This window comes from Micromonospora sp. BRA006-A, assembly GCF_033433935.1.
GTDB lineage: Bacteria > Actinomycetota > Actinomycetes > Mycobacteriales > Micromonosporaceae > Micromonospora > Micromonospora aurantiaca.
This window is the reverse complement of record NZ_JANCLW010000001.1, coordinates 3,108,888-3,119,769: the sequence shown is the minus strand read 5'-3', so window position 1 is coordinate 3,119,769 and position 10,882 is coordinate 3,108,888. Positions and strand designations below refer to the sequence as shown.

The window sequence follows — 10,882 nt, the reverse complement described above, 5'->3', positions numbered from 1 at the left end:
TCACCTGGGCCATGATCCACGTCATGGTCACCCGCCTGGCCCGCAACACGAAACCGGCCCAGGCAACCAGCACCTGAACCGGCTTCTCAAACGCTCACTTAACGCCTCGCGTTGTAGAAGGGGCCCTTTTTAACACCCGCGCACAGGTAGCTCAGAACAGTTCGGGGCGGCGCTTGCGGCGCTCGTTGTAGTCGCGCATGCGCTGCGGATAGCCCATCAGCCGCACGTCGTAGATCGGAATGGCGATCCGGTGCGCCCAGCGGCGGGCCTCGTCCGGCCCGCCGACACGCCGCCGGGTCCACTCGCCGTCGTCGGCGATCAGCATGATCGTGGTCTCGGTGACCGTCGTACGAGGCTCGATGAACGCCTCGACGCCCTTACGGGTCCGGACGAAGTTCTCCAGATGGTCCAGATCGGCGCGGTCGGCGGCGCGGTCGCGGCTCGCCGGGGCCGCCCGCTTGCGTCGTCGGAACAGCCCCACCGAATCCACTCCTCCCCCAAGCCGTCATCGAAGACGGTGCCAAGGGTACGTGTCACCGACGTGTCGTTGGGCACCTCGGTACGCGCTCGGTCCGTGGTGGTGACAAGATGACCGAGGTGGGGTGTGCCTGTTACTCCGCCGTAACCCCCGATGCAGTGACGCGACCTGGGAGTTGGATGTGAGCGAGCCGAACGACACGACCTTCGACATCGTCATCCTCGGAGGTGGTAGCGGCGGCTACGCGGCGGCGCTGCGTGCCGCCCAGCTGGACCTCTCCGTCGCCCTCATCGAGAAGAGCAAGCTGGGCGGGACCTGCCTGCACAACGGGTGCATCCCGACCAAGGCGCTGCTGCACGCCGCCGAGATCGCCGACCAGACCCGCGAGTCCGAGCAGTTCGGTGTGAAGGCCGAGCTGGTCGGCATCGACATGAAGGCGGTCAACTCGTACAAGGACGGCGTGATCTCCCGCCTGTACAAGGGTCTCCAGGGTCTGGTGGGCAGCAGCAAGAAGATCACCTTCGTGGCCGGCGCGGGCAAGCTGGTCGGCAAGAACGTCGTCGAGGTGGACGGCAAGCGCTACACCGGCCGCAATGTCGTGCTGGCCTCCGGGTCGTACGCGAAGAGTCTGCCCGGCCTGGACGTCGACGGTGAGCGGATCATCACCAGCGACCACGCCCTGACCCTGGACCGCGTCCCGTCGTCGGCGATCGTCCTCGGCGGCGGTGTGATCGGCGTCGAGTTCGCCAGCGTCTGGAAGTCCTTCGGCGTGGACGTGACCATCGTCGAGGCGCTGCCCCGCCTGGTCGCCGCCGAGGACGAGGAGTCGTCGAAGGCGCTGGAGCGGGCGTTCCGCAAGCGGAAGATCAACTTCAAGGTCGGCAAGCCGTTCGAGAAGGTCGAGAAGACCGACAAGGGCGTGAAGCTGACGATCCAGGGCGGCGACACGGTCGAGGCCGAGCTGCTGCTGGTCGCCGTGGGCCGCGGCCCGAACACCGCCGGCCTCGGCTACGAGGAGCAGGGCGTCAAGATGGACCGCGGCTACGTGCTGACCGACGAGCGGCTGCGCACCAGCGTGCCGAACGTCTACGCGGTCGGCGACATCGTGCCCGGCCTGCAGCTCGCGCACCGCGGCTTCCAGCAGGGCATCTTCGTCGCCGAGGAGATCGCCGGGAAGAACCCGGCCGTGATCGACGAGGCCGGCATCCCGCGCGTCACCTACTGCGACCCGGAGCTGGCGTCGGTCGGCCTGACCGAGGCGAAGGCCAAGGAGCAGTACGGCGCCGACAAGATCAAGACCTACAACTACAACCTGGGCGGCAACGGCAAGAGCCAGATCCTCAAGACCGCCGGCCACGTGAAGCTGGTCCGGGTGGACGACGGCCCGGTGGTCGGCGTGCACATGGTCGGCGCCCGGGTCGGTGAGCTGATCGGCGAGGCGCAGCTCATCTACAACTGGGAGGCGTACCCGGCCGAGGTGGCGCAGCTCGTGCACGCCCACCCGACGCAGAACGAGGCTCTGGGCGAGGCGCACCTGGCCCTGGCCGGCAAGCCGCTGCACGCGCACGCCTGACACGACAACCGCGGCGTCCGGCGACGGGCGATGATCCCACCAGGGGAATGAAGGAGTCTGGAGAACATGCCGGTATCGGTCACCATGCCCCGGCTCGGCGAGAGCGTCACCGAGGGCACCGTCACGCGCTGGCTCAAGCAGGAGGGTGACACCGTCGAGGTCGACGAGCCCCTGCTCGAGGTGTCGACCGACAAGGTCGACACCGAGATCCCGTCCCCCGCGGCGGGCGTGCTGAGCCGGATCGTGGTCGGCGAGGACGAGACCGCCGAGGTCGGCAGCGAGCTGGCGGTCATCGCCGGCGAGGGCGAGGACGCGGGCGCGGCTCCGACGGAGAAGGCCGAGCCGGCCACCGAGCCGACGGCCGCCGCCGAGGGCACCGGCCCCGAGCCGGAGCAGGCCCAGGAGGCCGAGGAGGCCGCCGCCGAGCCGGGCGCCGAGGCCGAGCAGCCGGCCGTCGAGGCGCCGGCCGAGCCCGCCGCGCCGTCGGGCGAGGGCACGCCGGTGACCATGCCGGCCCTGGGCGAGAGCGTCACCGAGGGTACGGTCACCCGCTGGCTCAAGCAGGTCGGCGAGACCGTCGAGGTGGACGAGCCGCTGCTGGAGGTCTCCACCGACAAGGTCGACACCGAGATCCCGTCGCCGGTCGCCGGCACGCTGCAGGAGATCAAGGTCGCCGAGGACGAGACCGCCGACGTCGGCGCCGTGCTGGCGATCGTCGGGGTGGCCGGCGCCGCGCCCGCGAAGGCCGAGCCGAAGCCCGAGCCCAAGCCGGAGCCGAAGGCCGAGGCGAAGCCCGAGCCCAAGCCCGAGCCGAAGCCGGAGCCCGAGGTCGAGGTCGAGGTCGAGGAGCCTACGCCGGGCGCGTCCTACAACGAGCCGGCCGCCGAGGCGGAGCAGGCCGCGCAGCCGGCCAAGGCCGAGCGGGCAGCCCAGCCGGCCGCGCCGGCCGCCGCGCAGCGCCGGAGCGTTCCGGCCGAGCACGGCGAGGACGCCGCCGGGTACGTGACGCCGCTGGTGCGCAAGCTCGCCGCCGAGCACGGCGTGGACCTGGGTTCGATCAAGGGCACCGGCGTGGGTGGCCGCATCCGCAAGCAGGACGTGCTGGAGGCGGCCGAGAAGGCGAAGGCCGCCAAGCCGGAGCCGGCCGCCGCCGCGCCGGCCGCCAAGGCCGAGGCCCCGGCCAAGCCGGAGCCGAGCGCCAAGCGGGGCACCACGGAGAAGCTGCCGCGGATCCGGGCCACCATCGCCAAGCGGATGCAGCAGTCGCTGCACGAGACGGCGCAGCTGACCACCGTCGTCGAGGTCGACGTCACCAAGGTCGCCAAGCTGCGGGCCCGGGCCAAGGACTCGTTCCAGGCCAAGCACGGCGTGAAGCTGTCCTTCCTGCCGTTCTTCGCGCTGGCCGCGATCGAGGCGCTCCAGACGTACCCGATCATCCAGGCCAGCATGGACCTGGACGGCGGCACGATCACCTACCCGGCCGCGGAGCACCTGGGCATCGCGGTGGACACCGAGCGCGGCCTGCTCGTGCCGGTCATCCACAACGCCGGTGACCTCAACATGGGCGGCATCGCCAAGCGGATCGCCGACCTGGCCGAGCGCACCCGGGCCAACAAGATCACCCCGGACGAGATGGCCGGGGCGACGTTCACGCTCACCAACACCGGCAGCCGGGGCGCGCTGTTCGACACCCCGATCGTGCCGTCGCCGCAGTCGGCGATGCTCGGCACGGGTGCCGTGGTGAAGCGCCCGGTCGTGGTCAACGACGCGGAGCTGGGCGAGGTCGTCGCGATCCGGTCGATGGTCTACCTGGCCATGTCGTACGACCACCGGCTGATCGACGGCGCCGACGCGGCCCGCTTCCTCACCGCGGTGAAGGAGCGGCTGGAGGGCGGCAACTTCGAGGCCGAGCTGGGTCTGTAGATCCGAGACGGCGAGGGGGCGCGCGGCGACATGCCGCGCGCCCCCTTCCTCGTTTCCGCGGGTCAGCCGCGCAGGTGCGCCTCGGAGACGGTCCAGAGCTGCTCGGCGGCCTCCGGATCCCGGGCGTACCCGGCCCAGCCGGTGCGGGTACCCGGCTGGTTCGGCCCGGCCTCCTGGCAGTCCTCGAAGTACCGGCCGCCGACGCCGTCGAGCAGCGGTGAGGCGGCGACCAGCACCGAGGTCGCCGCGCCCTGCTCGGGGGTCTTGAAGATGGCCGCGCCGCCGCCGCTCTGGGCGCGCATCCGGGCCAGTTCCTCCTCGGTGATGTAGCGCTGAAGGTTGGTCCGGATCGCGCCGGGCATGAGCGCGTTGGTGTAGATGCCGTCGTCCGCCCAGCGGCGGGTCGCCTCCACCGCGAAGAGCACGTTGGCGGTCTTGGACTGCCCGTACGCCAGCCACGGGTCGTACGGCCGCTGCCGGAAGTGGATGTCGGAGAACACCACCGGTGAGCGCAGGTGCGCGGCCGAGCTGACCGAGACGATCCGCGCGCCGTCGGCCGCGGCGAGCGCCGGGCGCAGCCCGGTGGCGAGCGCGAAGTGCCCGAGGTGGTTTGTGGCGAACTGCATCTCCCAGCCCTGCTCGGTGCGCATCTCGGGCGACGCCATGATCCCGGCGTTGTTCACGAGCATGTGCAGCGGCCCGTCCCAGGTGCGGACGAACGCGGCCACCGAGGCGAGGTCGGCGAGGTCGAGCGGCGCGACCAGGATCCGGTCGTTGCCGGTGGTGCCGGTGATGTCGTCGGCGGCGCGCTGCCCGGCCTCGGTGTTGCGGACGGCGAGTGTGACGTCCGCTCCGGCGGCGGCGAGTGCGCGGGCGGTCTCCACGCCGATCCCGGAGGCACCGCCGGTGACGACGGCCCGCCGGCCGGTGAGGTCCAGGTCGCGGACCACCTCCAGGGCTGTGGTCTCGGCGGAGAACGGGGTGGTGACTGGTGTCGGGGTTGTCATGGTCCATCCTTGTCGACGGCGACGCGGACCGATGTCCGCCCGCTACGATGAGAAGCGGAGGATCCTCCGTTACTTCGCCAGCATAACCGGAGGGTGCTCCGGTTCACCACCGTTCCGGCCCGGCGACCCGGCCGAGGGAGGAGGGCCCGTGCCCGACCGACCGCTGCGCGCGGACGCGCTGCGCAACCGGCAGCGGCTGCTGGACGCCGCGGTCCAGGCGTTTTCCCAGGACGGCCCGGAGGTAACGCTGGACCGGGTCGCCAAGGAGGCCGGCGTCGGCATCGGCACGCTCTACCGCCACTTCCCGAGCCGGGAGGCGCTGATCGAGGCCGCGTACCGCAACGAGCTGGAGAAGCTCTGCGACGCCGCCCCGGCGCTGCTCGCGGCCCAGCCCGCCGACGCGGCGCTGCGCGCGTGGATGGACCGGTTCGTCGACTACCTCGCCACCAAGCGGGGCATGGCCGACGCGCTGCGGCTGGTGATCGCCTCCGGCGCCAACCCGTACGCGCAGAGCCGCGACCGGCTGCTCGCCGCGCTCGGGGCGCTGCTCGCGGCGGGTGCCGCCGCGGGTGTCGTACGCGCCGACGTGGCCGCCGCCGACGTGCTCGCCAGCCTCAGCGGCGTCTCCCTGGTCGCGGGCGAACCGGACCAGCGCGCCCAGGCCGGACGCCTGCTCGACCTGCTGATGGACGGGTTGCGCCACCGGCCGGGCTGACCGGAACCGGCCCGCGCCCCCGGCGCGCGCTGACAGACTCGGCCGGTGGGCTCGTACGGGTGGCGGGGACGCCTGGGGCCGGCGGTGCCGGTGGCCCCGGGCGCCCGGGTCGACCGGTTCGAGATCTTCTTCGACCTGGTCTTCGTCTTCTCGTTCTTCATCATCACCCGGGCCACCGCTCTCCAGGTGACCGGCGGGGCGCTGCTGCACGCGCTGCTCGTCCTCGCCGTGCTCTGGTGGTCGTGGGTGGTGCACAGCGTGGTCGCCACCCGGGTACGCCTCGGCGAGGGCTTCGTCCCGGTGCTCATGACCGTCGGCATGGCCGCGCTGTTCACGTTCGCGCTGTCGCTGCCGAACGCGTTCCGCGACCCGCGCGGCAACGAGGCCGGGCCGATGGTCGCGGCGCTCAGCTACACCGTCCTGCGGCTGGTGCACCTGCTGCTCTACCGGCACGCCGTCCGGGACAGCCCGAACGAGCGCCGGCAACTGATCCGGTTCGCCCCCGAGGTGGTCGGCAGCACCGCGCTGCTGCTGGTCGCCGCGCTGCTGCCGCCGAGGATCGACGACCTGTTCTCCGCGGCGGTGCTCCGGGACGTGCTGTGGGCCGGGGTCATCCTGCTCCAGTACGGCACCGGCATCATCGCCGGCACGTGGGGCTGGGGCGTCGCGTCCGCCGAACACTGGACCGAGCGGTACGACCTCATCCTGATCATCGCGCTGGGCGAGTCCGTGATCTCGGTCGGCGTCGGCAGCAACCTGCTCGGCCAGCCGCCCACCTGGCCGGCCGTGGCCGCGGCGGTGCTCGGCATCTTCTTCACCGCCGCGCTCTGGTGGGCGCACTACGACATGATCGGGCCGGCCGCCCGGATCGCCCTGCACGTCGCGCAGGACGGCCCCCGGGTGGCGATGGCCCGGGACGCGTACGCGTACCTGTTCCTGCCCATGATCGCGGGCATCATCCTGTTCGCGCTCGGCGCCGAGACGATCGTGCACGGCATCGCCGACCCGAACGTGCCGCCGAGCGAGCCGGCACACGGTCCCGGCGTGCCGCTGCTGTACGGCGGCGTCATCTGCTACCTCTGCGGCAACATGCTGTTCCAGCTGCGTACCCTGCGCACGCTGAGCTGGACCCGGGTCGGCGCGGTGCTGCTGCTGGGCGTGCTCATCCCGGTCGCGGAGCGGGTGCCGGGGCTGGCCGCGCTGGGCATGCTGACCGCCGTCACCGTCGGTATGGTGGCCGCCGAGGTGATCGTCTTCGCCGACGGCCGGCAGGCGCTGCGCAAGCTGGTCTTCGAGGAGCGCACCAGCCACGAGGCGCACGAGGCGGCCTGGCGGGCCCGCTGGCTCGAGAAGCCCGAGGACCGCGACGAAGGCGAGTGAACCGGCTGCCCGCCGCCCCCGTGGTACCTGTCGGCCCCGCCGTGGGGCCGCAGACGAGGGATACGGGGACCACATGACCATCGACACCGTGCACGCCGGCGCGGCCGGCACCTGGCAGCTCGGCGACCTGACCGTCAACCGGATGGGCCTGGGCGCGATGCGGCTGACCGCGAACGCCGACGGCAGCCCGAGCGACCGGGACCGGGCCGTCGCCGTACTGCGCCGCGCCGTCGAGCTGGGCGTCAACCACATCGACACGGCCGCGTTCTACTTCTCGCCGCTGCGCTCGGCCAACGAGCTGATCAACCGGGCGCTGTGGCCGTACCCGGAGGATCTGGTCGTCGTGACCAAGGTCGGGCCGGGCAAGGATCCGTCCGGGCAGTGGCTGCCGGCGGCCCGGCCGGACCAGATGCGCGGGCAGGTGGAGGAGAACCTGCGTCAGCTCGGCCGCGACCACCTGGACGTGGTGAACCTGCGGGTGCACGGCCCGGAGCCGCTGTCCGAGCACTTCGGCGCGCTGGCCGAGCTGCGTGACGCCGGGCTGATCCGGCACCTCGGCGTCTCCGCCGTACGCCCGCACCAGGTCGCCGAGGCGCGCGCCATCGCCCCGGTGGTGTGCGTGCAGAACTCGTACGGCCTGGGCTACCGCCGTCAGCACGACGAGCTGATCCGCGACTGCGCGGCGCACGGCACCGCATTCGTCCCGTTCTTCTCCCTCGTCACGAGCGGCCGGGAGGCCGGCGCCACCGGCGAGGAGCACCCGGAGGTGCTCGCGGTGGCCCGGGAGCACGGCGTGACGGCGGCTCAGGTCCGGCTGGCCTGGACGCTGGCCCGGGGCCCGAACGTGCTGGCCATCCCCGGCACCGGCGACCCGGCGCATCTGGCGCAGAACGTCGCCGCCGCCGCGCTGCGCCTGTCCCCCGCCGACCTGGCCCGCCTCGACGCCGTGTGACGCGTGTTAAGAAGGGGCCCTTTCACCTCGCCAGGCGTTAAGAAGGGGCCCTTCCTTACCGTTCGGCCGTCGGCAGAATCGGCGCGTGCGGGGTGGCCTGCGGCCCGGCGCGCGCCGATGCTGAGGCGATGGCGACCTTCTCCGTACAGGCCCAGCCGACCGACGCGGCGAGCTGGACCGAGCTGGCCCGCATCGTCGAGGCGGCCGGTTTCGACGCGCTGTTCGCGGCCGACCACCCCGGCTCCTGCGCCTCGCCGTTCGTCGCGCTGGCCGCCGCGGCGGCGGTGACCAGCACACTGGGCCTCGGCTCGTACGTCTCCAACGCCGGGGTCCGCGAGCCGATCCTGCTCGCCGCCGACATCGCCACCCTGGACGTGGTCTCCGGCGGGCGGGCCCGGTTCGGCGTCGGCGCCGGCCACACGCCGGCCGAGTGGCGGGCCGTCGGGCGCGAGCGCCCGGACGTCACCGGCCGGGTCCGCCGCTGCGTCGCGGTGACCGAGGCGGTACGGGCACTGCTCGCCGGCGACGAGGTCACACTGGACACCGAGGACCTGACGACGTACGCGGCACGGCTCGACCGGCCCCGCCCGGTCCAGGACCGGATCCCGCTGACCGTCGGCGCCTCCAACTCGACGCTGCTGCGCTGGGCCGGGAGGCACGCCGACGTGGTCGGCCTGGCCGGCCTGGGCCGGACGCTGCCCGACGGCCACCAGCACACCGTCCGGTGGCGGGCCGACCAGATCGAGGCGCAGCTCGCGCACGTGGCGGCCGGCGCGGCCGGCCGGGACACGCCGCCGGTCCTGGAGGCGCTGGTCCAGCACGTCGCCGTCACCGACGACGCCGAGGCGGCCGCCGCCGGGACGGCCGCCGAGACCGGGCTCACCCCGGCGGAGGTGCTGGCCACCCCGTTCGTACTGGCCGGCACGCCCGACGAGATCGTCTCTGCGGTCGCCGGGCACCGGCGCCGCTGGGGTGTCACCCGCTTCGTGGTACGCGCCGGAGCCGTCGACGCGCTCGCTCCGCTCCTGCCCCGGCTGGCGGGAAAAGAGCTGGACTTCGAGCACACTCGAAAGTGAACACTTGGCGCATGACGACGACACGACGGCTGGGCCGCAGCGGCATCGAGGTCAGCGCGATCGGCATGGGCTGCTGGGCGATCGGCGGCCCGCTCTGGGACGGCACCCAACCGCTCGGCTGGGGCGAGGTGGACGACGACGAGTCGGTGCGTACCGTCCACCGGGCTCTCGACCTGGGCGCGACGCTGTTCGACACCTCCAGCAACTACGGCGCCGGGCACAGCGAGCGGGTACTCGGGCGCGCGCTGGCGGGCCGCCGGGACCGCGCGGTCATCGCGACCAAGTTCGGCTACCCGACCGACGAGGAGACCCGCCAGGCGCTCGGCGAGGACGCCAGTCCCGAGTACGCGCGACGCAGCCTGGAGGGTTCGCTGCGCCGGCTCGGCACCGACCACGTCGACCTCTTCCAGCTCCACCTGGGCGGTCTGCCGGTGCCACGGGCGCTGGATCTCGTCGGCACGCTGGAGGATCTGGTCGCGGAGGGGAAGATCCGGGCGTACGGCTGGAGCACCGACGACCCCGCCTCGGCGCGCGCCTTCGCCGAGGCGGGACCGCACTGCGCGGCGATCCAGCACGACCAGTCGGTGCTGCGGGACAACGCCGCCATGCTCGCGGTGTGCGGGGAGTTCGACCTGGCGAGCCTCAACCGAGGGCCGCTGGCGATGGGCCTGCTCACCGCGAAGTACCAGGACGCGCCGACCGCCCGGGGCGACGACGACGTACGCGGTGTGGCACCGGAGTGGCTGGACTGGTTCACCGGCGGCGTACCGCGCGCCGAGTGGGCGCAGCGGGTGGCCCTGGTCCGTGAGGCGCTGACCGCCGACGGCCGCACGCTCGCCCAGGGCGCGCTGGGCTGGCTGCTCGCCCGCAGCCCGCACACGCTGCCGATTCCCGGCTGCCGCACCGTCGCGCAGGCCGAGGAGAACCTGGGAGCGCTGGCGTACGGGCCACTGCCGCAGGACGCGTTCGCCGAGGTGGAACGCCTGCTCGCCGAGCTGCGTACCGCCCCGGCCGACGCCTGACCCGCTCGACCGCACCGGCAGCCACACCCCAAGGGGTGTAGCACTTCGTAGCACACAGGCGGTAGGCTGCCGGTGTGGCCGAGCACGCTCATCGCGAGATCACCCAACGCGAGCTGCGCAACGACTCCGGCGCCATCATGCGCGCAGTCGAGCGCGGAGAGTCCTTCACCATCACCCGCAACGGCACGCCGATCGGACGCTTGATCCCGATCCGGCGGCGCACGTTCGTCCCGCGAGCCGAGGTTCTCGCGGCCTTCGCCAGCGCGCCCCGGTTGGACGAGGCACGCTTCCGGGCCGACCTCGACGGCACGATCGACCAGGAGCTGCCCAGCCGTGACTGGTGACCTCCCCGTCCGCGGTCTGATCGACACCAACATCGTCATCCATCTGGGCGGACTCGGCGGGGCGCAACTGCCCGACGAGATGGTCATCAGCGCGGTCACGCTTGCCGAACTCTCGGCCGGTCCACATCACACCGACGATCCGCGCGAGCGCGCCCGCCGGATGAGCGTCCTGCAGCACGTCGAGGCCACCTTCGAGCCGCTTCCGTTCGACGCCGAGGCGGCGCGGGCCTTCGGCCTGGTCTCGGCGGCGGTGCTCGCCGCCGGGCGGGGAACGCGGCGCCGGGTAGCGGACCTGATGATCGCCTCCGTCGCACACGCCAACGCGCTTCCCCTCTACACCACGAACCCCGCCGACTTCCTCGGGCTCGACGGTCTGATCACCGTGCATCCGGTCAGCAGGCCGACCGACTGA

At 72.7% G+C, this 10,882-nt stretch carries 11 protein-coding genes; 9 read left to right on the top strand and 2 right to left on the bottom strand.

Annotated features, from left to right (window positions below; genetic code table 11):
* Positions 1-151: 151 nt before the first annotated feature.
* Positions 152-481 carry a hypothetical protein gene (locus tag NMK34_RS13935; protein WP_318333740.1) on the bottom strand — a complete coding sequence of 110 codons (330 nt, stop codon included), beginning with the start codon at positions 479-481 and terminating at the stop codon, positions 152-154.
* Between the two features lie 178 nt (positions 482-659).
* Here NMK34_RS13935 and lpdA point away from each other — a divergent pair, with 178 nt between their 5' ends.
* Both lpdA and sucB read left to right on the top strand, forming a co-directional pair.
* On the top strand, positions 660-2,051 hold the full coding sequence (gene lpdA, locus NMK34_RS13930) for a dihydrolipoyl dehydrogenase (protein WP_269697387.1): 1,392 nt from the start codon (positions 660-662) through the stop codon (positions 2,049-2,051).
* Positions 2,052-2,117: 66 nt separating this feature from the next.
* Positions 2,118-3,974, top strand: coding sequence for a 2-oxoglutarate dehydrogenase, E2 component, dihydrolipoamide succinyltransferase (gene sucB / locus NMK34_RS13925; protein WP_318333739.1), 1,857 nt, complete (start codon positions 2,118-2,120; stop codon positions 3,972-3,974).
* A 62-nt stretch (positions 3,975-4,036) separates the two neighbouring features.
* Here sucB and NMK34_RS13920 read toward each other — a convergent pair whose 3' ends face one another.
* Positions 4,037-4,981, bottom strand: coding sequence for an SDR family NAD(P)-dependent oxidoreductase (locus NMK34_RS13920; protein ID WP_318333738.1), 945 nt, complete (start codon positions 4,979-4,981; stop codon positions 4,037-4,039).
* Positions 4,982-5,129: 148 nt separating this feature from the next.
* On the opposite strand from NMK34_RS13920, the gene NMK34_RS13915 reads away from it, so the two are divergent.
* From NMK34_RS13915 to NMK34_RS13885, 7 genes are all read left to right on the top strand, one after another.
* A complete protein-coding gene (locus NMK34_RS13915; protein WP_318333737.1) occupies positions 5,130-5,696 on the top strand; it encodes a helix-turn-helix domain-containing protein in 567 nt (188 codons plus the stop codon).
* A 45-nt stretch (positions 5,697-5,741) separates the two neighbouring features.
* A complete protein-coding gene (locus tag NMK34_RS13910; RefSeq protein ID WP_318333736.1) occupies positions 5,742-7,076 on the top strand; it encodes a low temperature requirement protein A in 1,335 nt (444 codons plus the stop codon).
* A 73-nt stretch (positions 7,077-7,149) separates the two neighbouring features.
* Positions 7,150-8,028 carry an oxidoreductase gene (locus NMK34_RS13905; RefSeq protein ID WP_318333735.1) on the top strand — a complete coding sequence of 293 codons (879 nt, stop codon included), beginning with the start codon at positions 7,150-7,152 and terminating at the stop codon, positions 8,026-8,028.
* A 128-nt stretch (positions 8,029-8,156) separates the two neighbouring features.
* A complete protein-coding gene (locus NMK34_RS13900) occupies positions 8,157-9,104 on the top strand; it encodes an LLM class flavin-dependent oxidoreductase (protein ID WP_318333734.1) in 948 nt (315 codons plus the stop codon).
* Between the two features lie 11 nt (positions 9,105-9,115).
* Positions 9,116-10,126: an aldo/keto reductase gene (locus NMK34_RS13895; RefSeq protein ID WP_318333733.1), complete on the top strand. Its 1,011-nt coding sequence runs from the start codon at positions 9,116-9,118 to the stop codon at positions 10,124-10,126.
* Between the two features lie 74 nt (positions 10,127-10,200).
* Positions 10,201-10,470, top strand: coding sequence for a type II toxin-antitoxin system prevent-host-death family antitoxin (locus NMK34_RS13890; protein ID WP_318333732.1), 270 nt, complete (start codon positions 10,201-10,203; stop codon positions 10,468-10,470).
* Positions 10,460-10,882: a type II toxin-antitoxin system VapC family toxin gene (locus tag NMK34_RS13885; RefSeq protein ID WP_318333731.1), complete on the top strand. Its 423-nt coding sequence runs from the start codon at positions 10,460-10,462 to the stop codon at positions 10,880-10,882. Before NMK34_RS13890 ends, NMK34_RS13885 begins: the two co-directional genes overlap by 11 nt.

What these genes read in the sequence shown, in the direction of transcription:
- NMK34_RS13920 (WP_318333738.1), bottom strand. Translation starts at nt 4,981, where the DNA reads ATGACAACCCCGACACCAGTCACCACCCCGTTCTCCGCCGAGACCACA.
- NMK34_RS13900 (WP_318333734.1), top strand. Translation starts at nt 8,157, where the DNA reads ATGGCGACCTTCTCCGTACAGGCCCAGCCGACCGACGCGGCGAGCTGG.
- sucB (WP_318333739.1), top strand. Translation starts at nt 2,118, where the DNA reads ATGCCGGTATCGGTCACCATGCCCCGGCTCGGCGAGAGCGTCACCGAG.
- NMK34_RS13905 (WP_318333735.1), top strand. Translation starts at nt 7,150, where the DNA reads ATGACCATCGACACCGTGCACGCCGGCGCGGCCGGCACCTGGCAGCTC.
- NMK34_RS13895 (WP_318333733.1), top strand. Translation starts at nt 9,116, where the DNA reads ATGACGACGACACGACGGCTGGGCCGCAGCGGCATCGAGGTCAGCGCG.